At 70.6% G+C, this 24,861-nt stretch carries 19 protein-coding genes and 1 tRNA gene; 16 read left to right on the forward strand and 4 right to left on the reverse strand.

Annotated features, from left to right (window positions below; genetic code table 11):
* The first annotated feature begins 20 nt into the window (after positions 1 to 20).
* From nucS to G447_RS0110370, 7 genes are all read left to right on the forward strand, one after another.
* The gene (nucS, locus tag G447_RS0110340; protein ID WP_026430993.1) at positions 21 to 719 is read left to right on the forward strand and encodes an endonuclease NucS; all 699 of its coding nucleotides are present in this window, start codon (positions 21 to 23) and stop codon (positions 717 to 719) included.
* A complete protein-coding gene (locus G447_RS0110345) occupies positions 719 to 1,831 on the forward strand; it encodes a winged helix DNA-binding domain-containing protein (RefSeq protein ID WP_026430994.1) in 1,113 nt (370 codons plus the stop codon). Before nucS ends, G447_RS0110345 begins: the two co-directional genes overlap by 1 nt.
* A gap of 40 nt (positions 1,832 to 1,871) precedes the next feature.
* Positions 1,872 to 3,062 carry an N-acetylglucosamine-6-phosphate deacetylase gene (locus tag G447_RS0110350; RefSeq protein WP_026430995.1) on the forward strand — a complete coding sequence of 397 codons (1,191 nt, stop codon included), beginning with the start codon at positions 1,872 to 1,874 and terminating at the stop codon, positions 3,060 to 3,062.
* Between the two features lie 50 nt (positions 3,063 to 3,112).
* Entirely contained in the window at positions 3,113 to 3,355 is a 243-nt protein-coding gene (locus G447_RS0110355) for a hypothetical protein (RefSeq protein ID WP_005869228.1), read from the forward strand.
* A 191-nt stretch (positions 3,356 to 3,546) separates the two neighbouring features.
* Complete coding sequence (locus G447_RS0110360) at positions 3,547 to 4,881, forward strand: hypothetical protein (RefSeq protein ID WP_207382547.1); 1,335 nt, start codon at positions 3,547 to 3,549, stop codon at positions 4,879 to 4,881.
* Positions 4,881 to 5,888 carry a hypothetical protein gene (locus G447_RS0110365; RefSeq protein WP_005869231.1) on the forward strand — a complete coding sequence of 336 codons (1,008 nt, stop codon included), beginning with the start codon at positions 4,881 to 4,883 and terminating at the stop codon, positions 5,886 to 5,888. Before G447_RS0110360 ends, G447_RS0110365 begins: the two co-directional genes overlap by 1 nt.
* A 136-nt stretch (positions 5,889 to 6,024) precedes the next feature.
* Entirely contained in the window at positions 6,025 to 6,915 is an 891-nt protein-coding gene (locus G447_RS0110370; protein ID WP_005869220.1) for a tetratricopeptide repeat protein, read from the forward strand.
* A gap of 109 nt (positions 6,916 to 7,024) precedes the next feature.
* On the opposite strand, the gene glgB is transcribed toward G447_RS0110370, so the two are convergent.
* The 4 genes from glgB to glgX form a co-directional block, all read right to left on the reverse strand.
* Positions 7,025 to 9,220, reverse strand: a complete 2,196-nt coding sequence (glgB, locus tag G447_RS0110375) for a 1,4-alpha-glucan branching protein GlgB (RefSeq protein WP_026430997.1) — start codon at positions 9,218 to 9,220, stop codon at positions 7,025 to 7,027.
* A 173-nt stretch (positions 9,221 to 9,393) separates the two neighbouring features.
* Entirely contained in the window at positions 9,394 to 11,439 is a 2,046-nt protein-coding gene (locus G447_RS0110380) for a maltotransferase domain-containing protein (protein ID WP_026430998.1), read from the reverse strand.
* 79 nt (positions 11,440 to 11,518) lie between these two features.
* A complete protein-coding gene (trpS, locus tag G447_RS0110385) occupies positions 11,519 to 12,619 on the reverse strand; it encodes a tryptophan--tRNA ligase (RefSeq protein WP_026430999.1) in 1,101 nt (366 codons plus the stop codon).
* A gap of 43 nt (positions 12,620 to 12,662) precedes the next feature.
* On the reverse strand, positions 12,663 to 14,954 hold the full coding sequence (gene glgX / locus G447_RS0110390) for a glycogen debranching protein GlgX (RefSeq protein WP_026431000.1): 2,292 nt from the start codon (positions 14,952 to 14,954) through the stop codon (positions 12,663 to 12,665).
* Positions 14,955 to 15,180: 226 nt separating this feature from the next.
* On the opposite strand from glgX, the gene G447_RS0110395 reads away from it, so the two are divergent.
* From G447_RS0110395 to G447_RS0110435, 9 genes are all read left to right on the forward strand, one after another.
* A complete protein-coding gene (locus G447_RS0110395; protein WP_026431001.1) occupies positions 15,181 to 15,984 on the forward strand; it encodes an electron transfer flavoprotein subunit beta/FixA family protein in 804 nt (267 codons plus the stop codon).
* A gap of 1 nt (position 15,985) precedes the next feature.
* On the forward strand, positions 15,986 to 16,969 hold the full coding sequence (locus G447_RS0110400; RefSeq protein WP_026431002.1) for an electron transfer flavoprotein subunit alpha/FixB family protein: 984 nt from the start codon (positions 15,986 to 15,988) through the stop codon (positions 16,967 to 16,969).
* Positions 16,966 to 18,162: a cysteine desulfurase family protein gene (locus G447_RS0110405; RefSeq protein WP_026431003.1), complete on the forward strand. Its 1,197-nt coding sequence runs from the start codon at positions 16,966 to 16,968 to the stop codon at positions 18,160 to 18,162. Before G447_RS0110400 ends, G447_RS0110405 begins: the two co-directional genes overlap by 4 nt.
* On the forward strand, positions 18,162 to 19,286 hold the full coding sequence (gene mnmA / locus G447_RS0110410) for a tRNA 2-thiouridine(34) synthase MnmA (protein ID WP_026431004.1): 1,125 nt from the start codon (positions 18,162 to 18,164) through the stop codon (positions 19,284 to 19,286). Before G447_RS0110405 ends, mnmA begins: the two co-directional genes overlap by 1 nt.
* A 274-nt stretch (positions 19,287 to 19,560) precedes the next feature.
* Positions 19,561 to 19,644 (forward strand) — tRNA-Leu (locus G447_RS0110415).
* A gap of 1,156 nt (positions 19,645 to 20,800) precedes the next feature.
* Positions 20,801 to 21,259, forward strand: coding sequence for a methyltransferase family protein (locus G447_RS0110420; protein WP_243442368.1), 459 nt, complete (start codon positions 20,801 to 20,803; stop codon positions 21,257 to 21,259).
* 198 nt (positions 21,260 to 21,457) lie between these two features.
* On the forward strand, positions 21,458 to 21,931 hold the full coding sequence (locus G447_RS0110425; protein ID WP_026431006.1) for a peroxiredoxin: 474 nt from the start codon (positions 21,458 to 21,460) through the stop codon (positions 21,929 to 21,931).
* Between the two features lie 370 nt (positions 21,932 to 22,301).
* On the forward strand, positions 22,302 to 23,126 hold the full coding sequence (locus tag G447_RS0110430) for an ABC transporter ATP-binding protein (RefSeq protein ID WP_051226321.1): 825 nt from the start codon (positions 22,302 to 22,304) through the stop codon (positions 23,124 to 23,126).
* Positions 23,111 to 24,802 carry a hypothetical protein gene (locus tag G447_RS0110435; RefSeq protein ID WP_026431008.1) on the forward strand — a complete coding sequence of 564 codons (1,692 nt, stop codon included), beginning with the start codon at positions 23,111 to 23,113 and terminating at the stop codon, positions 24,800 to 24,802. The genes G447_RS0110430 and G447_RS0110435 overlap by 16 nt, the downstream gene beginning before the upstream one ends.
* Positions 24,803 to 24,861: the final 59 nt, after the last annotated feature.

Here is a 24,861-nt window from a genome sequence, read left to right on the forward strand (position 1 = left end):
GCCCTGGTAGTTTTGAGGGCGTGCGAATCGTGATTGCAACCTGCACCGTCGATTACTCAGGCCGCCTGTCCGCCCACCTCGACGCCGCCAAGCGCGTCATCATGGTCAAGGGTGACGGCTCGGTCCTGATCCACTCCGATGGCGGCTCTTACAAGCCCCTCAACTGGATGACCGCGCCGTGCACGGTCGTCAGCGAGGCCCCGGGCCCCGCCGACGAGGCCGAGGGCGTCACCGAGGTGTGGAGCGTCCAGGCAGCCAAGAGCGACGACCGCCTGGTCATTCGCGTCTTCGACGTGGTCAGTGACATCACGGAGGACCTCGGCGTGGATCCGGGCCTGGTCAAGGACGGGGTGGAAACCCACCTGCAGGCGCTGCTGGCCGAGCAGGTCCCCCAGGTGCTCGGCGAGGGCTGGGAGCTGGTGCGCCGGGAGTACCCCACGCCGGTCGGCCCCGTGGACCTCATGGTGCGCGACGCCGAGGGGCGCCACGTCGCGATCGAGGTGAAACGCCGCGGCGGCATCGACGGGGTGGAGCAGTTGACCCGGTACCTGTCGCTGCTGGGGCGCGACTCCCTGCTGGAGGGGCTCACGGGGGTGTTCGCGGCCCAGGAGATATCCAAACAGGCGCGCACCCTGGCCGAGGACCGGGGCATCCGCTGCGTCGTCCTCGACTACGACGCGATGCGCGGCTTCGACGACCCCGAGTCCCGCTTGTTCTGATGGCGGCCCTGGACGCGCCGCGCGAAGTGTCCGCGGCCCGCATCGTCAGCCAGGGCCTGGCCGCTCCGCTTCCGGGCCCCGTCGCTGCGGTGGAGGCCCTGCTGGCCATCCAGGGCCAGCAGCCCAGCGCGATCCCATGGGCCATCGGAGTGCGCGCCGAGGGGGCGGTGCGCGCCGACATCGAGGACGCCTTCGAGAGGGTGGAACTGGTGCGCTCGTGGCCGATGCGGGGCACCATCCACGTGACCAGCGCGCGCGACCACCACTGGCTGCGCGCCTGCTTGGCGCACCGCTACTCCGCGTGGCTGGCGCAGACCACCCGGAACGGGCTGGCCCAATCGGTCGTGGACCGTGCGGGCCAGGTCGCGGTGGAGGAGATCGCCCGCTCGGGCCCGCGCACCCGCGCCCAGCTCATCGAAGTGTGGGAGGACGCGGGGATCGCGACGGGCGGCCCCGAGGCGCTTGGGAAAGACGCGCCGGGGAGCCCGGTCAACAGGCGCCACCTGATGGTCCGCCTCCACATTGACGGCGTGCTCGCACAGGGCCCGGTGCGGGGCAACGAGCACCTGGTCGTCGACGCCTCCTCGCTGCCCGCTGCGGGGGATGTCGCCAAGGGGGGAGCCTCCCACGCCGAAGCGCTGGCCCGCCTGGCCGAGCGCTACGCCCGCGGGCACGGCCCCGTCAGCGCCCAGGACTTGGCGCGCTGGGCCTCCCTTCCCGTCTCCGGGGCCAGGCGGGCCCTCGCCGCCGCCGTCGAGGCATCCAGGGGCGGGGCCATCCCCATCGTGGAGCGCTCCCGGGGGTTCGAGCGCGAGGATCTGCCGGATCTGGTGGCCGGGCTGCGCCGCCGGGCCGACGGGGTGTTCGCCCTGCCGTCCTTCGACGAGCTGCACGTGGGCTACCGGGACCGGTCCTGCTTGACCGACGAGGCGGGGGAGAGGACGATCTGCCCGTCGCGCAACGGCATGTTCAGGCCGATCGTGGTGCGCAGGGGCAGGGTCGTGGCTGTGCGCCTGCCCTCGGGCGGCCTCGAGTTCCTCGACGGCGCCCCCGAAACCGCGCGCTCGCAGGCCCGGGCGGCGATGGAGCGGCGCATGCGCTGGCTGGCGTGAGCAACCATGCGCGCCTGCGATTTGTGCCACAATATGTTCTATGAGTGATTGTGTTCTCCGCGGCCGCGTGGTGCTGGCCGACTCCGTGATCGACGACGGCGTCATCGAGGTGCGCGACGGCGCCATCGTCCGCGTCGCGCCCGCCTCCCAGTACGGCCAGGGCCTGCCGGGCCCGACCGGTTCTACCTTCCTGCCGGGCCTGGTCGATGTCCACTGCCACGGCGGGGGAGGGGAGTCCTTCCCCAACGCCGCGACCCCTCAGGAAGCACTGGTGGCGGTCATGGAGCACCGCCGCCACGGCACCACCTCCCTGGTCGCCTCGTGCGTCACCGCGTCGGCCGACGTCCTGCGGGCCCGGGCCGCCACGCTCGCGGGCCTTGCCGGCAGCGGCGAGATCGCGGGCATCCACTTCGAGGGCCCCTTCGTCTCCGAGGCGCGCTGCGGGGCGCAGGATCCGGCCTACATCATCGACCCCGATCCCGCGCTCACCCGGGAACTGCTGGACATATGCGGCGGACACGCCCTGTCCATGACGCTGGCGCCGGAGAAGCCGCGCGCCTACGGGGAGGGGTCGGTCGCCGAGGCCCTCATCGACGGCGGCGCCATCCCCTCGTGGGGGCACACGGACTCCAACGCCGCCTGCGCCCGCGCTGCCCTGGAGTACTCGCGGCGCCGGTTCGCCGAGGCGCGCACGCCGCGCGGCCCCCGCGCCACGATCACCCACCTGTTCAACGGGATGAGGCCCCTGCACCACCGCGACACGGGCCCTATCGCGGAGTTCCTCTCCGACGCGGCGCGCGGCGGGGCAGTGGTGGAGATGATCTGCGACGGCATCCACCTCGACCCCTCGATCGTGCGCGACGTGTACGAACTGGTGGGGCGCGACCACGCCGTGTTCGTCACCGACGCGATGGCGGCGGCGGGCATGCCCGACGGTCGCTACACCCTGGGCCCCCAGGACGTCGTCGTGCGCGACGGCGTCGCGCGCCTGGCGGAGGGGGAGTCGATCGCGGGCGGCACCGCCCATCTGCTGGACTGCGTGCGCGTCGCGGTCATGGCCGCCGGGATCCCGCTGGTCGACGCCGTCTACATGGCTTCTGAGCAGGGCGCCCGGATCCTCGGCGACTCCAGTGTCGGCGCCCTGGCGGCCGGCAAGCGCGCGGACATCGTCGAGGTGGACGCGGATTTGAACGTGCGCTGCGTCCGCAGGCGTGGCACTGTGGTCGTGTGAGGGGGAAACGATCATCGAAACGGCCATGGGGCACCAGCCGCCCTCTCGACATGGGCGCGCTGGCGTCAGTGGCGCGCACCGAGCGGGGCCCCGATGGCGCCGACTACCAGGTCCGCTACCTGCGCAGTGCGGCGAAGGAGTACACGTGCCCCGGGTGCTTGCGCCCCGTCCGTCCGGGCTCCGCGCACGTGGTGGCCTGGCCGGAGGAGACGCCCTTCGGCCTCCCCCAGGGCGTCGGGGCCAGGCGCCACTGGCACACGGAGTGCTGGCGCCGGGGGCTCCGACCCACGTGAGGGCACAGGCCGTGGGCCCCGTCGGCGCGGGGCGCCCGTGGGCGCGCCTTTCCGCGCACCACTATGATTGATTGGCGAATGTGATGTGTCACCACGCGGGGCACTGATGTGCCGAGGGCGGCCCCAAGCACTTAAAGTGGGGTAGGTCAAGTGCGCGTCCCCGGTGGACGCAGGTGAATCGAGGAGCGAACGTGTTGAGATTCAAACGGTACCCGGCGGCCTCGTGCGTGGGCGTCGTGGCGCTGGTGTGCGTGCTCGTGGGTCTGCTCGCGTTGACGGTCTTCCGCCCGCCGGCGCGCTCGGAGTCCTCGGTGCAGTCCTCGACGGACCTGGTGATGACGCGCGACGGCGTCCTCCCCCTGGTCAAGGACGATGTGACTGTCACAGCGACCTCCGTCTCCGGCGCCGAAGTCACTTTGATCTTCGGCACCACGCAGGACGTCAAGGGGTGGATCGGCGATGCCGCGTACACGGAGGTCGTCGGGCTCGAGGCCAACCGCGAGGCGCTGAAGACCCAGGTCCACGACGCGATCGGCGCAGGGGCCACGCAGGCCCAGTCCGGCTCCGGCGCCTCCAACCTGGCGGAGCAGTTGGCGGGCTCGGACATGTGGCTCGCCCGCTCTTCGGGGGAGGGCAGCGCTTCGCTCGACCTCGTCGACGTCCCCCAGGCGCGCTCGGTGCTCGCGGTGTCCACAGCAGGAGCGGGCGACGTGACCCTCACCCTGTCGTGGGTGAACGACCAGTCCAACACCCCCGCGATCATCGCCTTCCTAGCGGCGCTCGTCTTCGCCCTCATCGCCCTGGTGCTCTTCCTCACCAGGTGGCAGCTGCTGCGCCACCGCGCCGAGCGCGCCCGCCGCATCGACGAGCGGCGCCGTGCTGACGGCTTGGAGACCAGTTCCATCGATTCCCACGAGGTCGCCAAGAAGGCGGCTGCCCTGCGCGACGAGGAGACCGCCAGGGTCGAGGCCGCGCGCGGCGCGACGGCGGAGTCCGACGGCGCGTCCAGTAGCGACATCGACGCGGTCGTCGAGGCCATCGCGGAGGAGACCGGGGGCGCCCTCGACTCCGACGCGGACGGCGGCTACGACGATCCGGCCGAATGGTACGACGCCGAGGAGGCGCAGGAGGAGCCCCAGCAGTGGGGTCCCCCGCAGGGCGAATGGCCCTCCGCCGACGACGGCGCCTCGCAGGGCGGGCGCCACGGAATCGGGGAACGCGTCATCCACGAGGATCCTCCGCAGACCGAGCCCACCGACACGGGGATCATCGACCTGTCGGCGATCCGCCCCGGCGTCACGCTTCCTTCGAGGCGGGCGCTGCGCGAGGCCCGCGAGAAGGGCGAGCACGTCCTGGTCGTCGATGGCCAGGAGTACGACACGGGCCTCATCCCCGCCGTCAGCGACGACGAGGACGCCCTGGGCGAGGCGCCGACCGGTGCCGCCGACGACGACGCCTCGGCGACCGGCGGTTGGACCTCCATCATGTCGGGCTGGCTCAGTGACAGCGGAAAGGGGGGGAAGTGATGCGGAACTTCCGTTTGGGTGCCCTGGCGGTGTGCGCCGCGCTCGCCGCTGCGGTGGCGCTGGGCGCGTGCTCGAGGGAGCTCGTCGCCCAGTCCGGGGCGAACTCGCAATCCGCCGCGAACCTCGATATCGACCGTATCGCGTCGGTGCTGTCGGCCACGAACGACGCCATGACGAAAGCGGACGCCGAACTCGACACCGCGCCCCTGTCCGGCCGGGTCTCCCAGGGCGCCCTTGAGGCGAGGGGCGCCCAGTACGCGCTCGCGAAGGCCTCGGGCAACGCGATCGCGCCGTTGGACTTCACGACCTCGTCGCGCATCGCGATCACGAACTCCGAGTCCTGGCCGAGGGCGATCTTCCACATCACGGAGGCGGATTCCTCCTCGTCAGTGCTCCCGGTCCTGGAGGTCTTCGTCCAGGACTCGGCGCGCTCGGAGTACCAGCTCACCTCGTGGGCGCGCCTGCTCGGCGGCACGCAGTTCGTCCTCCCGCCGGTGGGAACGGGAAGCGCCTACGTGACGGGGAACGAGTCCGGTTTCGTGTCCAGCCCCGAAATGGCGCTCACGCAGTACATCACGATGATCAACTCGGGCACGCAGGACACCAGTGCGTTCACGGCCGATGAGTTCACGAAGAAGTACATCGACGACATCTCCAGCCTCAACTCGTCGGTGTCCGCGGCAGGAACGGTGACCGCTCAAGCGTCCGCCACGGACTACCCCGTCTCGGGCCTGGTCCTGCAGGACGGCTCCGCCCTGGTCTCGGCGAACTTCACCTACACGCTCACCTACCAGCGCACGGTGGCGGGCTCCACCATGACGCTGGGCGGGCAGACCGCGTCCCTATCGCCCGATGGCGCCACAGTGGAGGGGACGGCGACGGTGAAGTACATCGGCACCGTCGTCATGCGCATCCCCAGTGCTACGGCGGGCGGCCAGATCCAGGTCGTCGGAGGTGAGAGGCTCATCCAGTCCGTCACGCTCGACGCCTCGTCCAAGCCGGACTGACGGGGATCGGCCGGGCACGGGACGCCGCGAGTGTTTTCACTCGCGGCGTTATCCGTCGTAGCAGCCCTCCGCCTCGCCTAGAATCGAGCCCGGAGAAACTATCGGGCCGCGTAGGCCGCCACGTCAAGGAGCGCTGATGAACGAGGACAAGGACACCCAGCAGGAGACCACGGTCCGGGCCGCCGACTCGCGGGGGGCGGTCGACCTGGCCGCCGCGCCGACGCGAACGGCCCAGCCGGACGGGCCCGGAGACGGCCTGCGGATCCCGCTGGTGACCGAGACGGACGAGGCGGGTTTCCAGGACGTCATGTCCACCTCGCAGACTGTGCCCGTCGTCCTGGTCCTGTGGTCGCAGCGCTCCCTCGAGTCGAAGCCGACCATGGGCGTGCTGGAGGAGATCGCCCGCGAGAAGGCCGGGGCCTTCCAATTGGTCGAGGTGGAGGTCGAGGCCGCGCCCCAGATCGCCCAGGCGTTCCAAGTCCAGGCGGTCCCCAGCGTCATCGCCCTGGTGGGCGCCCGCCCCCTGCCGCTCTTCCAGGGGAGCGCCGCGAAGGAGCAGATCGTTCCCGTCATCGACCAGGTCCTCGAGGCCGCTGCGCAGATGGGCGTGACGGGGCGCGTCGCCGTGTCCGTCGAGCAGACGCAGGAGCCGACGCCGTCCGAGCACGAGGCGCCCCTGGCGGCCGAGGCGGAGGGGCGCCTGGCGGACGCCGTGGCGGCGTGGGAGAGGGTCATCGAGCTCAACCCCCGCGACGAGGCCGCGAAGGCCCACCTGTCCCGCGTGCGCCTCGCGCAGAGGAACGCGGAGGCGGACGGAGCCGGCGACCCGGCCTCGAGGGCCGACGCCCTCTTCGCCGCGGGCGACCAGGCGGGCGCGTTCCAGGTGCTCCTGGACCTGATCGGGGCAGCCTCCGACCCGGAGGAGCGCGAGGCCCTGCGCCAGCGCCTCGTCGACCTCTTCCGCGTCGCGGGCGCCACCCCCGAGGTCAAGAAGGCCAGAACGCTGCTGTCGATGCTCCTCATGTGAGGACCGTCCGCCCCGCTCGCGCGGGGGAGCACTGTCGGGCTGCTGCCCGGAACGGCTCGAGCGCCGGGGCCGGGGCTGGATATCCAGCCCCGGCCCCGGCGCGCTCAGCTCACTGCTGTTGCGAGACGGGCGCCAGCCAGACGGCGCCCAGCGGCGGCACCCGCAACTCGATGGAGGCGGGGCGGCCGTTCCACGGGAGGTCCTCGGCGATCTGCGTTCCGACGTTCACCACGCCGGAGCCCCCGAACTCCTCGGCGTCCGTGTTCAGGACCTCCGCCCATTCGCCGCCGAAGGGCAGGCCGATCCGGTAGCCCTCATGCGGGTTGCCCGCGAAGTTCGACACGCACACGAGCACCTGGCGGCTGCCGTCCTTGCCTGTTCCCTTGCGCAGGTACGAGATGAGGTTGTGGTCGCCGTCGGAGGCGTCGATCCACTCGAAGCCCGTGTAGTCGTCGTCCCACAACGCGGGATTCGACGTGTAGATGGCGTTGAGGCGCGCCACGAGCGCCTGGACCCCGGCGTGGCCCTCCTGGTCCGTCAGCCACCAGTCCAGTGAGTAGGACTCGTTCCACTCCTGCTCCTGGCCGATCTCCTGGCCCATGAAGAGCAGCTGCTTGCCCGGGTGGCTCCACTGGTAGGCGTACAGGGAGCGCAGCCCCGCCAGGCGCTGCCACTTGTCGCCCGGCATCTTCGAGATGATGGAGCCCTTGCCGTGGACGACCTCGTCGTGGGACAGGGGCAGAACGTAGTTCTCCGAGAAGGCGTACACCAGGGAGAACGTGAGCTCCCCGTGGTGCCACCGGCGGTTGACAGGGTCCTCCTCCATGTAGCGCAGGGTGTCGTTCATCCACCCCATGTTCCACTTCATCCCGTAGCCCAGGCCCCCTCCGCTGGTGGGGGCGGTGACGCCCGGCCACGCCGTGGACTCCTCGGCGATCATCACGATGCCCGGGTGGCGGCGGTACGCGGTGGCGTTCGCCTCCTGGATGAAGCCGATGGCCTCCAGGTTCTCACGGCCGCCGTACTGGTTGGGGCGCCACTGGCCGTCCTTGCGGGAGTAGTCCAGGTAGAGCATCGAGGCGACCGCGTCCACCCGCAGGCCATCGACGTGGAAGTCCTCCAGCCAGTACAGGGCGTTGGCGACCAGGAAGTTGCGCACCTCGCGGCGGCCGAAGTTGAAGACGTAGGTGCCCCAGTCGGGGTGCTCGCCGCGCAGGGGATCCGGATCCTCGTACAGGGGGGTGCCGTCGAAGCGGGCCAGCGCCCAGTCGTCCTTGGGGAAGTGGGCGGGCACCCAGTCGAGGATGACGCCGATGCCGGCGCGGTGGAGGGCGTCGATCAAGTAGCGGAAGTCGTCGGGGGTGCCGTAGCGGGACGTGGGGGCGAAGTACGAGGTCACCTGGTAGCCCCACGAGCCGCCGAAGGGGTGCTCCGCCACGGGCATGAACTCCACGTGGGTGAAGCCCATCTCCTTCACGTAGGGGACGAGCTCGTCGGCAAGATCCCGGTAGCCCAGTCCCTGCCGCCACGAGCCGACATGCACCTCGTAGACGGACATCGGGCCGTTGTGGACGCTGTGGCGCGCCCTGTTGGCCAGCCACTCGTCGTCGCCCCACTCGTGGAAGTAGTCGGTGACCACTGAGGCGGTGGCGGGCGGGATCTCCGTGGCGCGGGCCAGCGGATCGGCCTTCTGGAACCAGTTGCCGCCCGGGCCCTGGATCTCGAACTTGTAGCGGGCGCCCACGCCCACGCCCGGGATGAACAGCTCCCAGATGCCCGAGGCGCCCAGGGAGCGCATCGACGAGGCCGTGCCGTCCCAGTAGTTGAAGTCGCCGACGACGCGGACCGCCCGGGCGTTCGGCGCCCACACGGCGAAGGCGACGCCGTCGGAACCGCCCATGTCACCGTCGAAATGGCGCACGTGCGCGCCCAGGACCTTCCACAGGTTCTCGTGGCGGCCCTCGGAGATCAGGTAGGTGTCCATCTCGCCCAGGGTCGGCAGGTAGTGGTAGGGGTCGTCGACGGTGTTCGTGTCCTTGCCGTAAGTGACCCTCAGCCGGTAGTCGGGCACTTGGTCGCCGGGGACGACGGCCACCCACACGCCCCCGCGCTCGTGGACGGCCGGGAAGGCCCCCTGGGGGGTGACGACCTCTACCGCGTCGGCCAGGTGCGCCACCGCGCGTATTGTGATCCCTCCCTCGCCCACGTGCGCGCCGAGCACGGAGTGGGGCGAGTAGAAGGCGCCCGCGGCGACGGCGTCGAGGGTGTCATCATCGACCGGAATCGGATTGGGCAGAGCAGTCATTGCGGTTCCTTACTCCTCGAGAATGGCTCTCGTTTGCCAGTGTATCGGTGCTGGCCCCAGCCCGTCGCCGTTTCGTGTGACGGGCGCCGCGCCCCTGGGGGCGGGAGTCGCGCGGGAGGGGCCGGCCCGCGCGGAGAACAGGGGGGCGGGGGCGTCCAGGGCCCCCGCCCGTCTCACTCGTGGTGCGACCAGGGAGAGGTGTGGGCCTGCTCCACGGAGAGGACGTGGCCCAGGCGGGTCACCGGCGACAGGGACACCCAGTTGTCGGCGCCCCACAGGTAGGTGTGCCCGTCGAGCTCGTCGACCACGGTGAAGTGGCCGCCGGAGGTCTCCAGTCCCAGTTCCGTCAGGTCCAGGTACACGGAGCCGTCCACGCCGTTGTGGGGGTCCAGCGAGATCACGCAGATCACTGTGTCCGTCTGCCCTGAGTCGGTGAAACGCCCCGGGATCTGGCGGGAGAAAGCGATCAAGCGGTCGTCGCTGGTGGGGTGGATACGGATTTGGTGCAGCTGTCGCAGCGCGGGGTGCTTGGAGCGGGCGGCGTTGAGCAGCGTAATGAGCTTCGAGATGCCGATCGGATCGGCATCGGCCCAGCGGCGCGGGCGGAACTCGTACTTCTCGTTGTCGTTGGGTTCCTCGAAGGAGCCGCGCGGCGTGTTCTCCACGAACTCGTACCCGGAGTACACGCCCCACGTCGGCGAGCCCAGCGCTGCCAGCATCGCCCGGATCGCGAAGACGGCAGTCCCCCCGTCCCACATCTGCGGAGTGAGGATGTCGTGGGTGGTCGGCCAGAAGGTCGGGCGCATGAGGTGCGCGGTCTGCGTGGAGACCTCCTCCAGGTACTCCTCGATCTCGTGCTTGTGGGTGCGCCACGCGAAGTACGTGTAGGACTGGTCGAAGCCCACTGCGCCCAGGGTCCGCATCATCGCGGGCCGGGTGAACGCCTCGGCGAGGAAGAGGGTCCCCGGGTGCGCCCGGTGCACGTCGTCCAGGATCCGCTGCCAGAAGCGCACGGGTTTGGTGTGGGGGTTGTCGACCCGGAAGATCGTGACTCCGTGCGAGATCCACACTTCGATTACCGCGCGGATCGCGTCGTAGATCCCCTCCGGGTCGTTGTCGAAGTTCAGGGGGTAGATGTCCTGGTACTTCTTCGGCGGATTCTCCGCGTAGGCGATCGTCCCGTCGGCCCGGGTGGTGAACCACTCCGGGTGCTCGGCCACCCACGGGTGGTCGGGCGAGCACTGGAGGGCCAGATCGAGGGCGACTTCCATGCCCAGGGACCGCGCGCGCGACACGAAGGCGTCGAAGGCCTCGAAGCCCCCCAGGTCCGGGTGGACCGCGTCGTGGCCGCCCTCGGCCGAGCCGATCCCGTAAGGGGAGCCAGGGTCGCCGGGCTCCGCCACGAGGGCGTTGTTCTTGCCCTTCCGGTGGGTCGTGCCGATCGGATGGACTGGCGTGAGGTACACCACGTCAAATCCCATGGAGGAGATGCGCGGCAGGTCCTCCGCCGCCGTGCGCAGCGTGCCCGACACCCAGGAGCCGTCAGGACGTTGGAAGGCCCCCTCGGAGCGCGGGAAGATCTCGTACCATGCGCCGGCCAGGGCCAGCGGGCGGGCGACTCCCAACGGGTACGACCGGGTCGAGCCGACCAGGTCGCGCAGCGGGGAGTCCCGGAAGATGACGCGCACCCGCGAGGACACGCCTGCCGAGAGGCGCTGCTGGGGGCTGCGGTTCGCGTCGCGCAGGCGGGCGGCCGCATCGACGAGGACTTCGGCGTCGGCGGGGGAGGGGTGGGACTGACCGGGGTTCGCCAGTGCCTCGCCCGCCGCGGCGCGCTCCATGAGGCGCGCGCCCTCCTCCAGCATCAGCTCCACGTCGACGCGCGCGTCGATCTTCACCGTCGCGTCGTGGCGCCACGTCGCGTAGGGATCCGACCAGGTGTCGATCCGGAACGTCCAGTCGCCGGGGCGGTCGGCGCACACCCACGCCTCGTAGCGGTCGAGGCCGGGCATGATGTCGACCATGCGGGTGCGGGAGTACTCGCGCCCGTCGGGATCGATGAGGACAGCCTCGGCGGCGTAGGCGTCATGGCCCTCGCGGAACACAGTCGCGCGGATGGGGAACGGCTCCCCCTGCGTGGCCTTCGCGGGCAGTGTCCCGTCTTCGACGACGGGGAACACTTCGATTGCGGGGATTCGGGGCAATAGTTCGTCGCTCACACTCCCAGCCTAATGGAAAACGCGGGCGACGAGTACACGGGCGTTCCTCACCCTCCGCCGAGGGGCCGCCGGGTGGGGCTCAGTAGTCCATCCGCATTGCGCCGCGCACCTGGGCGAGGGTCTCGTCGGCCTGCGCGTTGGCGCGCTCGTTGCCCGCGGCCAGGACGGCGAGCAGGTGGTCCTCGTTGGCGAGCAGATCGGCGCGGCGGGCCCGCAGTGGCGCGAGCATTTCGTTGAGGGACTCGGTGACCAGGGCCTTGAGCGCGCCCGCGCCGGAGTCCCCGATGCGCTCGGCGATGGCCTCGGGCGCCTCGCCCGACGACAGGGAGGCCAGCATCAGCAGGTTCGACACCTCGGGACGGCCAACGGGGTCGAATGTGATGAGCCGCTCAGCGTCGGTCTTCGCCTTCTTGAGGATCCTCGCCGTCTCGTCCGCGCTCATCCCCAGCTCGATGGTGTTGCCCCGGGACTTCGACATCTTCTGCCCGTCGGTGCCCAGCAGCAGCGGAACCTCCGACAGCAGCGCCTCGGGCCTGCGGAACACCGGCTGGTCGGGATCCACCCTGCCGTAGCGCTTGTCGAAGCGCTGGGCGATGAGGCGGGCCTGCTCCAGGTGCGGCAGCTGGTCCTGGCCGACGGGGACGATGTTCGCCTTGCAGAAGAGGATGTCCGCCGCCTGGTGCACCGGGTAGGTGAGCATGAGCCCGGTCATCGCACGGCCCTCGGTCGCCTCCAACTCGGCCTTCACCGTGGGATTGCGGTGCAGTTCGGCCTCGGTGACGAGAGAGAGGAAGGGCAGCATGAGCTGGTTGAGGCCGGGCACGGCCGAGTGGTTGAAGATCGTGGACCGCTCCGGGTCGATCCCGGCTGCGAGGTAGTCGGCAACGAGTCCGAGAACGCGCTCACGGATCGGCCCGACTCCGTCGCGGTCGGTGATGACCTGGTAGTCGGCGACCAGCACCCAGGTGTCCACGCCCCGGTCCTGCAGGAAGACCCGGTTGCGCAGGGTGCCGAAGTAGTGGCCCAGGTGGAGGTGCCCCGTCGGGCGGTCGCCCGTGAGGACGCGGAAACGCGACGGGTCCTGGTCGATCGCGAGGTCGATCTCGGCGCTGCGGGCCTTCGAACGGGCCAAGGAGGCGTCGGATGTGGAGCTCGCCAGGGCGTCTTCACTGCGTGTCACGGGCAATCCTAACTGTGTGGGGTCTATCGGGGGCGTGGGGGGATCAGCGTCCGACGTGGGCGGCCACGTCGGACAGGAGCACCATCATCGACAGCGCCTGCATGGGGATCTCGGAGCGCGGGGCGATGTGCTCGACATCGAGACCGAGGTCGCGGGGGTCGCGCCTGGGCCCGATGCCGCCGTCGTCGGGGGAGTCCCACACGGTGTTCATGGCGACCAGCCAGTCGAGGTCGTGGCCGCGTGGCAGCGTCACCGTCACGTCCTGCAGGTTCGCGTTGATGATGACCAGGGCGTCGCGGTCCCCCCAGGGTACGCCCGAGCGCAGCATCTGGAAGGTGCGGTGGGCCGGGTCGCTCCACGCCGAATCGGGCATCGCCTCGCCCCACGCCGTGTACCACGAGACGTCGGGGATGGTGTCGGCCCCGTAGGGGCTCCCGGTGGCGAAGCAGTCGGGGCGCAGCACCGGATGGGCTTTGCGCAGGGCGATGAGCCACGACACCAGGTCGATGTTCTCCTGCTGCGTGGCCGCCAGGTTCCAGTCCACCCAGGAGATCGGGTCGTCCTGGCAGTACGCGTTGTTGTTGCCGTACTGGGTGCGCCCGAACTCGTCGCCGCCCAGCAGCATCGGCGTGCCCGCCGAGACGAAGAGCGTGGTGAGCAGGTTGCGCTGGGAGCGCTGGCGCAGCCCCGCGATCGTCGTGTCCTGCAAGATGGTGAATGGCGTCAGCGCATTGGGGTGGGTCGCCGAGGCCGCCAGGGTGCCCTCGACGCCGTGGTTCCACGACCGGTTGTCGTTCGAGCCGTCGCGGTTGCCCTCCAGGTTCGCCATATTGTGCTTGCGGTCGTAGGCGGTGAGGTCGGCCAGGGTGAAGCCGTCGTGGGCGGTGATGAAGTTCACCGACGCGCGGGGTCCGCGCAGGCTGCCGTGCCCGTGGTCGAAGACGTCGCGCGATCCGGCCAGGCGCGTGGCGAGGTCGTTGGGCCCCGACACGCGGGCCCCCGACGCCTGCGCGCGCACGTCCGCCAGCCAGAAGTTGCGCAGTGCGCCCCGGTAGTGGTCGTTCCACTCGGAGAAGGGCACGGGGAAGTTGCCCGTCTGCCAGCCCCCGGGGCCCACGTCCCAGGGCTCGGCGATGAGCTTGGCCGATCCGATGACCTCGTCGGCGGCCATGGCGACCAGCAGGGGGTGCATGGGGGAGAAGCCGGTGGCGAAGCGGCCCAGCGTGGCCGCCAGGTCGAAGCGGAACCCGTCGACGCCCATGTCGGAGGCCCAGTAGCGCAGGGAGTCCAGGACCATCTGGATGGCCTTGGGGTTGTCCATGTTCAAGGTGTTGCCCGTGCCCGTCACGTCGATGATCTGCGTGGGCCTTGACGAGGTGTGCCGGTAGTACAGGTCCGAGTCCAGGCCCCTCCACGACAGGGAGGGGCCCGAGTCGCCGCCCTCGCACGTGTGGTTGTAGACGACGTCGAGGATGACCTCGATGCCCGCCTCGTGGAGGATGGACACCATTCCGCGGAACTCGTCGACGACGGCCTGGGCGCCGCGCATCCGGGCGGCGGCGGTCGCGTAGGTGGGCTCGGGGGCGAAGAACGACAGCGTCGAGTAGCCCCAGTAGTTGGTGAGCCCGCGCTCGGTGAGGAAGGGCTCGTCGCACTTGGCGTGGACGGGCAGCAGCTCTATGGAGGTCACCCCCAGGTCCAGCAGGTAGGACACGCACGAGGGGTGGGCCAGGCCCGCGTAGGTGCCGCGCAGCTCGGGCGGCACGCCGGGCATGTTCTTCGTGAAGCCCTTGACGTGGACCTCGTACAGGATCGTGCGGTCCCACGGGATCCGGGGCTTGGCGGCGATGGGGAAGGAGGGGGTGACGACGACGTTGCGCGGCATGTGGGGCGCCGAGTCCAGCGGGGACCGGCGCATCGGGTACTCGTCGGGGTAGAGGTCCTCGTCCACGCAGTGCGCGTACACGGACGCCCCCAGGTCGACGCCGCCCTCGACTCCGCGCCCGTAGGGGTCCAGCAGGAGCTTGCGCGAGTTGTGGAACATGCCGCCGTCGGGGTCCCACGGCCCGTGGACCCTCAGGCCGTAGCGGGTTCCCGCCCCCAGTCCGGGGATGTGCCCGTGCCACACGCCGGTCGTCGGACCGAGGAGGGCGAACTGGGTCTCGTGGCCGGCCTCGTCGAAGACGCACAGGTCCACGCCCGTGGCGTTGCGCGCGACGACGGCCACATCGAGGCCGCCCGCCGAGGGATGCACGCCCAGTCGCGTCGGGATCGGATTCGGCTCCCCTACGCGAACGCGCGTCGGGGAGGTGTCGAACACGAGCAGTTCACTCATCTCCTCGAGCCTTCCATATGCGGACAGCCATTACTTCTTTAACTCCGGCGCCCGTCATGCCCCGGCGGCGCACGGGCGCCACAGTGGACGGACGACCCGCCCAATTGTAGCGACATACCCGCCAGGCGCCACCGTACCCCCACAACGAAGCGGGAACAATCCTGCTCCGGCGCATGAGGAGATGCTCATATGGGAGGCGGACGGCGTTTGTGGCACGCTAGGGGCCATGAGAATTGTCGTGTGTGTGAAACATGTGCCCGACGCGGCCTCGCAGCGGCGCTTCGAGGACGGCCGCCTGGTGCGCGGTGAGGACGACGTCCTCAACGAGCTCGATGAGAACGCCATCGAGGCCGCCGTCCGCCTGGCGGAGGAAGAGAGGGGCGCCGGGCGCGAGGCGGAGGTCGTCGCGCTGACGATGGGGCCCGAGGACGCCGAGGACGCCATTATGCGCGCGCTGCAGATGGGCGCCGACCGCGGGGTCCTCGTCAGCGACGACCTGTTGGAGGGCTCCGACGTGGTGACGACCGCGTCCGTGCTGGCCGCGGCCATCGCCAGGATCGCCGACGAGGGCGGGGCCGTGGACCTGGTGGTCACGGGCATGGCGTCGCTGGACGCCATGACCTCGATGCTGCCCGCCGCCCTGGCCGCCAAGGCGGGGATGCCGCTGCTTGGCCTGGCCAGGCGGATGGACGTGGAGGGCCAGCGCGTCGAAATCAGCCGCACAGTGGACGGCTACGACGAGCGACTGAGCGCCCCGCTGCCCGCCGTCGTCTCGGTCACGGACCAGATCAACGAGCCGCGCTACCCGGCGTTCGCCGCCATGAGGGCGGCGCGCAAGAAGCCCATCGACCAGTGGGGCATCGACGACCTCGTCCAAACCCCCGGAGGGGGGGCGCCCACCCTGCGGCGCGCCCTGACGTCCGTGAGGCACAGCGAGGAGATCACGCGCTCGGGCGCGGGGACGATCATCCAGAACTCCGGCGACGCCGGGCGCGCGCTGGCCGCCTACATCCTCGAAGTGGTGAAGTGAAATGACAGAAACGATGTCCGCACCCGTACTGGTCCTCGCCGACCACGCCGCCGGTCAGGCGCGGCTGACGCCCGCCGCCGGGCAGCTGCTCACCCTGGCCCGCTCCCTCACCTCGGGCGGCGTGGACGCCCTGGTCCTCACCGACGCGATCGACATGGAGGCCCTGGGGGCCCTGGGCGCCGACCGGGTGCTCAGCGCGCCCCTGGGCGGGGCGGCCCGCGCCTCGGTGGCCGCCGCCGACGCGGTCGTCGCCGCCCTGGAGGCGGGCTCCTACGGCCTCGTACTGCTCCCCTCCGACTACCGGGGCCGCGAGATCGCCGGAGCCGTGGCCGCCACCACCGACGCCGGGGTCGTCTCCGGCGCCTCCTCCGTCTCCTACGACGGCGGCGTCCTGGAGATCGCCAAGACCGCGCTGGCCGGATCGTGGTCGCTGCGCATCGTCGTGGAGGGCCAGACCCCGGTCGTCGGCGTCGCTTCCGGGGCCGTCGACGAGGCGAGGGCCGCCTCGCCCACGACGCCCGCCGTGGAGGCCCTCGACGTGGCGCTCAGCCCCCGCGCCCAGGCGGTCGCGGTCCTCGCCTCAACGCCGGAGGACACCGGCGGGGTGTCCCTGGCCGACGCCTCGACCGTCGTCGTCGGCGGGCGCGGCGTGGACGGCGACTTCACGATGGTCAAGGAACTGGCCGACGCCCTGGGGGGCGCGGTCGGCGCCACCCGCGTGGCGTGCGACGAGGGCTGGGCCCCCCGCGGCGAGCAGATCGGCCAGACCGGCCTGTCCGTCTCGCCCAACCTCTACGTGGGCCTGGGCGTGTCCGGCGCCGTCCACCACACGGTGGGAATGCAGTCGAGCGCCCACATCGTCGCGGTCTGCGACGACCCGGACGCCCCCATCTTCGAACTCGCCGACTTCGGCGTGGTCGGCGACGTCGCGGAAGTCGTTCCCCAGGCCCTCGACGAGATCCGCAAGGCCCGCGCCGCCGAGTGAGCCACTACCTGGACCACGCGGCCACCTCGCCCCTCGACCCCGCGGCGCTCGAGGCGTGGGTGCGGGCACAGCGCGACCTCGGGGCCGCCCCCGGCAACCCCGCCGCCCTCCACTCAGGGGGACGGCGGGCCCGCCGCATGCTCGACGACGCCCGCGAGAGGGTCGCCCACCAGCTGGGCGCCGACATCCACGAGGTGCTCTTCACATCGGGCGCCACCGAGTCCGACGCCCTCGGGGTGATGGCGGCGGCGAGGGGGGCCCGCGCCTCGGACCCCGCGCGCACGCGGATCCTGGTCTCCTCCGTCGAGCACGACGCGGTCGCGAACCAGCGCGCGGTCGCCGACAGGGAGGGCTTCGCCTGGGAGGAACTGCCCGTCGCCCCCACCGGGACCACCCCCATTGACGAGGGGGCCCTGGCCGCACTGGCGCCGTCGGTGGCAGTGGCCTCGATGTGCCTCGTGTGCTCCGAGACGGGCGCGGTCCAACCCGTGGCGGCCCTGGCGCGGGCGGTGGCTCCAGGCGGGGCGCGCACCCACACGGACGCCGCCCAGGCCGTGCCCGTCGTCGAGGTGCGCTTCGACGAACTGGGCGTGGACCTCATGAGCATCGCCGGGCACAAGGCGGGGGCGCCAGTCGGAGTGGGGTGCTTGGTGGCCCGGCGCGGGATCCCGGTGCTCACGGACCGCCCCGGCGGCGGCCACGAGCGCGGGCTCCGCTCGGGGACCCCGGACGTGGCGGGCGCGCTCGCCCTCGCAGCCGCCCTGGAGGCCACTGCCGCCAGGCGCGAGGCGTTCGCCTCCCGGGCCGTTGCCCTGCGCCAGCGGCTCCTCGCGGCCCTGCCGCCCGGCTGCGCCCCCACCGTGGCCCCGGCCGACGCCGTCCCCTCGATCATCCACCTGTCGATCCCCACCTCGCGCCCCGAGGCCGTGCTCATGGCGATGGACATGGCGGGCGTCGTCGTGTCGGCGGGCAGCGCCTGCCACGCGGGCGTGGCGCGCCCCTCCCGGGTCGTCATGGCGATGGGGCGCGACGAGGCCGGCGCGCTGGGCGTCCTGCGCGTCTCCCTGGGCGCAGCCACCACCGAAGACGACATCGACGCCCTCGTCGCGGCGCTGCCGGCGGCGATCCGCGCAGGACAGGCCCTGGACGGGGTGCCCCGCGCGCGGAACACGAGGAACCAGGAGGCGGACTGATGCGGGTGCTCGCCGCGCTGTCGGGCGGAGTCGACTCCGCCGTCGCCGCAGCCAAAGCCGTCGAGGCGGGCCACGACGTGGTCGGCGTCCACATGGCGCTGTCCAGCCAGCCCGCCCAGTGCCGCATCGGGTCGCGGGGCTGCTGCTCCGTCGAGGACGCCGGGGACGCGGCCCGCGCCGCCGAGACCATCGGCATCCCCTTCTACGTGTGGGACCTGGCCGAGGAGTTCGAACAGACCGTCATCACCGACTTCATCGCCCAGTACCGGGCGGGGCGCACCCCCAACCCGTGCGTGCGCTGCAACGAGTTCGTGAAGTTCCGCGAATTGGCGGACCGGGCGCGCGCACTCGGCTTCGACGCCGTGTGCACAGGCCACTACGCGGCCATCGTCGAAGGGGAGCAGGGGCCCGAGCTCCACCGGGGCGCCGACGCCGCGAAGGACCAGTCCTACGTGCTCGCCGTCATGGGCCCCGACGAGCTGCGCCGCGTCGTCCTGCCCCTGGGGGAGGCCCCCTCCAAGGCGTGGGTGCGCGCCGAGGCGGAGCGCCTGGGCCTGGGAGTGTCCGACAAACCCGACTCCTACGACATCTGCTTCATCCCCGACGGGGACACCCAGGGGTTCCTCCGCGCCCACCTGGGGTCGGCCGAGGGGGAGATCGTCACCCCCGACGGGCGGATCCTTGGCCGCCACGGCGGCTACTGGAACTACACGGTCGGCCAGCGCAAGGGCCTCGGCATCGGGGTGCCCGCGCCCGATGGGCGCCCCCGCTACGTCCTGGAGACCAGGCCCGAGACGAACCAGGTGGTCGTCGGCGCCCGCGAACTGCTCACCGTCGACCGCATAGAGTGCTCCAACGCCGTGTGGCTGGCGCCCGACGACCCGGGCGACGCCGCCTCCGGCGGCCTCTTCGCCCAGTTCCGCGCCCACGGCCGCCCGGTGCCCGTGGCGTCCCTGGTCCGCGAGGCGCCTGGGGGCGCCGGCGCGCGGATCGTCGTCGGCCTCGCCGAGGCCGCCCGGGGCGTGGCCCGCGGGCAGTCCCTGGTCGTCTACCGGGGCGACCGCGTCCTGGGGGAGGGGACCATCGACGCCACGTCCCGGGCCGGGGCGGCGCTCGCCTCGTGAGGCGGGCGGCTTTGCGCCTACGAGAAGGCCGAGTGGGGGCGGGCGCGGCCCTCGCCTCGTCGGGAGCGCGGCTCTCCGCCCACGAGAAGGCCGACTGCTCCGCTACGCGTGCTCGGTGCCTCGTGAGGCGTGCGGGCGTTGGAGTACTGGCGGGGCTGCGGGCGCGGCCGGGCGTGGTCGGCCCTCGCAGTCGCCGGCTCCGGCGGGTCGGCTCTGGTGGCGGGCGGCGCTCGCCTCGTCAGGAGCGCGGGCGAATCGGATACACTGGGCGGGCGCGCGAGTGGCGGAATTGGCAGACGCGCTGGATTTAGGTTCCAGTGTCCTAGACGTGTGGGTTCGAGTCCCATCTCGCGCACCACGGGTTCGTCTTGCGAACCCTCACTCTGGGAAACAGACTCTGCGGCCGTCTCAGGCGGGGCAGGCCGCCGCCCTGCGGGGAGGCGGAGGTACGCGGCGGGAAGGGGCTGTTTTCACAGTGATAACTTCACGCTCGAAGGCCGATGGGGAACCGCACCCGCGCCACGTGGCACCCCTGTTTCGCTCCGCTGGTCCAAAATGCGTCTGAGTCCCGGGCGGGAACGGGGTCTTTCCGGGCATCTGGTCCAAAATGCGTCTGAGTCTACGCGAATTCGCCTGGATCCAGCCAAAACCGCGAGACTGAGACGCATTTTGGACCAACCTGCCGCAGTGACTCCCAGAAGCGGCGAAACCCAGACGCATTTCGGACCATCGCCCCGATCTGGAGGGGGGCTAATCTCGGCTCACACCCCACCCACCAGGAGAACACCCCACTCACACTCACCGCATAATCCCACCCGAAGGACACGAAACGATTACACCACTCCACTGGACTTGACCGCTTTCAAAGGGATGTCTCGCCCCTAGAACGGGCGCGGGGGTTTGTTTTGAAAGCGAAGTGGAGTTTTCAAAGGGATACCCTCACTTTGCAAGTGTTATAACGCTTGCAAAGTGTGGTATCGCTGTGAAAGTGGAGGTATCGCTGTGAAAACGGCCCTAGACGCCCGGAGTGCCCGTGACAATACCCGGGGCGCGGGCCAGTACTGAGAGCCCAGCGCGCGGCGGCGCACCAGGCCGCCGTATGGGAGTGAGTCCGATAACGTGTTGGTGGTTCCTTCGCTGGGTTCCCCAGTCCTTTCAAGGCGGACTATCGTCCCGAACTCGTCGTTCACGCTGCTCGGCGATGGGTTCCCGAGTCCTTTCAGGGCGGACTATCTTGGGAGGCCGAGCGATCGAGCATGATCCTAGCCGTGTCCCACGATGACCGATTCTCATTCGGCCGTATTCGTCTTGATCCGCAAAATGCTGGCCAACCCCGATGCGGTCCACGCGCCCGCAGTCCGACCGAGCCCTGCTTCGTTCCCTCGCCTTCTCGAGGGCCTGACGCAGACCACGCGCCCGCGATCCGGTCGGATCCCACTTCGTTTCGACCTAGTCGTCGGCACCCATCGGACCGTCCGTCGGTGTCCCGTTGCTCACGGCAGTATGCTCGTCAGATGGAGCGGAGTCCCGTGTACAACCACATCCCCGACCTGTGCCTCCTGGGCTTGGGCGCTGCGGCCGTCGCCTCGGCGTGGCTCTGGCCGTGGGCGGTGGTCCTGCCCGGTTGGCTCAGGCTGGTGGGCGGGGCATTCGTCGTCGCGGCGGCGCTCGTCATCGGCGCGGTGCTGGGCGCGTTGCGCCGCGCCGCCACATCGACCAACCCCGTCGACGAGCCGACCGCTTTGCTCGCCTCCGGGCCCTTCGGCCTCTCCCGCAACCCGCTCTACCTGGCCTACGTGCTTGCCGTGCTGGGCTGCGCGCTGGCGAGCGGGTCCTGGGTGGCCCTCCTGTGCCCTCTGGTCTGCTTCTCGGTGCTGAACTGGCTCATCATCCCCATCGAGGAGCGGGCCCTGCGCCGAGCCTTCGGCGACGAGTACGAGCGCTACCGCCGCAGTGCACGGCGCTGGCTGTAGGCGTGCGCGGGGCCGGGAACCACAGGCGCCGGCAACAACCGGGTACGCTGCCTGCACAGGCACACAGGCACACAGGCACACAGGCACACAGGCACACAGGCACACAGGCACACAGGCGCCGGCAACAACCGGGTACGCTGGCCGCCCGGCCGCCCGGCCGCCCGGGCGCCCGGGGGCGGGGATTCCTACACTGGGGGCATGACCCGGCTCGAAGCGGGGCAGCGCGCCCCCGGATTCACGCTCGAAACGACGAAGGGCAGCTTGTCGCTGGCCGATGCGCTGGAGCGCAGCGGCAAAGGCGTCGTCGTCTACTTCTACCCGAAGGCGTCCACGCCCGGATGCACGAAGGAGGCCTGCGACTTCCGCGACTCCCTGGAGGGCCTGGCGGGCGCCGGGTACTCCGTCATCGGCGTGTCCCCCGATCCGATCAGCGCCCTCGAGCGCTTCGCCGAGGCCCAGTCCCTGGTCTTCCCCCTCGCCTCCGACCCCTCCCACGGTGTCCTCGAGGCGTGGGGCGCGTGGGGCGAGAAGAAGAACTACGGGCGCACTGTCACCGGCGTCATCCGCTCCACCGTCGTCGTCGCAAAGGACGGCACGGTCGCCCTGGCCCAGTACAACGTGAAGGCGACCGGCCACGTCGCGAGGCTCCGCAAAGCCCTCGGCATCGACTGACGCGCAGGCGCCGGGCTATCGGCGCCGGCGCGCACTATATTCCTCTCGTGGCGTCGACGACCGCGTCCGTGTTCGCACCACAGCGGTTCCAGTGCGGCCTTCGAGGTCCCCGTCCGGGTTGCGCACACAAGGACCCCGATTTACGAAACACTCGCCGCACACAAGGGCGGAATAACGCCCTTGTGTGCGGCGTCGTGTTGCTTAATTCCCTCCCTTGTGTGCGGCATCAGGGGTGGGCACCGGAGTGTGTACTACTCCCGATTCTGCTCCTGACTGCCCCGCCTCCCAGATCAGGCCGCCCGGCCGGCCCTGGTGCGCGCGGCGCAATGGTTGCGCGCGCACTGTCGGCTGAAAGGAGACCGGGGCTAGAATGCGGCGAAGTGTGTCCCCGGCAGAAAGGCCCATCGTGTCCCAGCCAGTGAATCCGAATGGCGCGGCGCCCGCAGAACCCGCGCTCGCCATCCGCGGCCTCGTCAAGGTCTACGGCAACCTCATCGCCGTCGCGGACCTGTCCCTCGACATCCCTGTCGGCAGTTTCTACGGGATCGTGGGGCCCAACGGAGCGGGCAAGACCACGACCCTCACCATGGCCACCGGCCTGCTGCGGCCCGACCGCGGCACCGCGTTCGTCTACGGGGTGGATGTGTGGAGGGAGACCGCCAAAGCCCGTTCCCTGATGGGTGTCATGCCCGACGGGATGCGCCTGCTCGACAAACTCTCAGGGCCTGACTTCCTCGTCCACATCGGGATGCTCCACGGCGTGGACCGCGCCACCGCCTCCGACAGGTCCAACCAGTTGCTCCAGGCGCTGGATCTGACCGAGGCCGGCAAAAAGCTCATCGCCGACTACTCGGCGGGCATGACGAAGAAGATCGCCCTGGCCGCCGCCATGATCCACTCGCCCAAGCTCCTCGTCCTCGACGAGCCCTTCGAGGCCGTGGACCCTGTCTCCGCCGCGAACATCCGCCAGATCCTCAAGGACTACACGAAGCGCGGCGGCACCGTCATCCTCTCCAGCCACGTGATGGCCACCGTCCAGCAATTGTGCACCCACGTCGCCGTCATCAACCACGGCCGAGTCCTGGCCGCCGGAACCACTGCGGAGGTCGCGCAGGGCGGCGACCTGGACGCCCGCTTCGCGCAACTGGTCGGCGGAGTCCACAACGAAGAGGGGCTGACGTGGTTGGGCAACTGATACGCCTCAAAGCCAAGATGGTGTGGAACACCCTGGTCAGGCAGACCGTGGTGCTCGTCCTGTCCATCATCGGCATCCTCTACTTCGGCGGCATGGGGGTTTTCGCCTACGTCGGGCTCACTTTCTCCGCGCAGACCGCGATGGCGCCCTCCTTGTCCTTCTACCTCACCCTGATCGGCCCCGTCGTCTTCATCGGGTGGGTCCTGCTGCCGGTCCTCTTCGGCGCCCTGGACAACACCCTCGCCCCGGACAGGCTCTCGCCCTATGTGGGCCCCACCCGCAGACTCGGCGTCGGCCTGGTCGCCGCGGGCGGCGTGGGCTTCGGCGGCGCTCTGTCCGTGCTGGTCCTCTTGATGCCCGCGTGGTTCAACGCATGGCGGGGTGTGCCCCTGCACGCCCTCGGATCCCTGGCGGCCGCGCTCACCACGCTCGCCCTCTCCCTCATCTGGGGCAGGGCGGTCGCCACCTGGTTCGCCGTTCGCATCAATTCCGCGGGCAGGCGCGACCTGGTCGCGATCATCGGCACGATGTCGTTCTTCATCATCGTCACGCCGATGGGCGTGTGGATCAACTACCTGGCGCGCAACTTCAGCGAGGCCACCATGAACTGGAGCACCGATGTCGCGCTGTGGAGCCCCTTCGGAGCCCCCTTCGGCTTCGTCGAGTCGCTCGCCGCGGCGCGCTACGCCGAGGCCGGTGCCCGACTGGTGATCGTCATCGCCACGGCCGTCGCGGGCTGGGCGCTGTGGATGAGGGTCCTCCAGCCCGTCATGAGCGGCTCCGCCCAGCCCATCGCCCCCGAGGCCCAAGGGGCGATCGAGGAGGGCCGCCACCTGGTCGACGAGTCGAAGGCCGTTGCCGAGAGGGACCAGCGCGTCAACGAGGCCAGGGGAGCGGGGCTGCCCGGGACCGGGCCCTACCTGGCCCTCGGCATGGGGCCGCGGTCGGCGACCCTGGCGGCGCGGACCCTGCACTACTGGTTCCGCGATCCGCGCATTATGATGAACCTGCCCCTGATGCTGATCTTCCCGCTGATGGCGTACCTGTTCAAAACACAGCTGCCGCCCGAGGCGGGGGCACTCAACGCGACCCTGTTCCTCTACCTGGTCCCCATCACCACGGGCCTGGTCGTGGGAGCGCTCATGCAGTACGACTCGACCGGGGCGTGGATCGTGATCTCCAGTGGGATGAAGGGGCGGGAGGAGCGCCTCGGGCGCCTGGCCGGATCCCTGCCCGTCCTCATCATCCAGATCGCGTCCTACCTGGTCTACGACGCGGTCGCCCGCTCCGACGCCTACTCCTTCGTCTTCCACCAGGTGATGGGATTCGTGCTCTTCTCGGGCGCGGCGGCGACGACCCTGTCCTTCGGCGCGTGGTGGGTCTACCCGGTCCAGCCGCCGGGCGCCTCGCCGTTGTCCACCAAAGGGACCGGGTCCTTCCTGACGACGATGCTCATACAGCTGGGGTCCTTCCTGGGCACAGCGGTCGTCCAGGCGCCTTCCTTCGTCCTCATCGTGCTGGGCGAACTGGGGACCGTGCCGGTCGCCGTCTCCATGGCGTTCTCACTGGTGTGGTCCGTCGTGGTCCTCACGGCGGGGGTCGTCATCGGCGGGAAGGTGTGGGACAGGCACGCGGTGGACGCCCTGACGACCATCCGTTCCTGGCCCGGGCACTGAGCGGAGGCCCGAACTGGGGCCCGGGGCGGTCGCCCGCCCCGGGCCCCATGGCCCTATCG

This window comes from Schaalia georgiae DSM 6843, assembly GCF_000429245.1.
Taxonomy (GTDB): domain Bacteria; phylum Actinomycetota; class Actinomycetes; order Actinomycetales; family Actinomycetaceae; genus Pauljensenia; species Pauljensenia georgiae.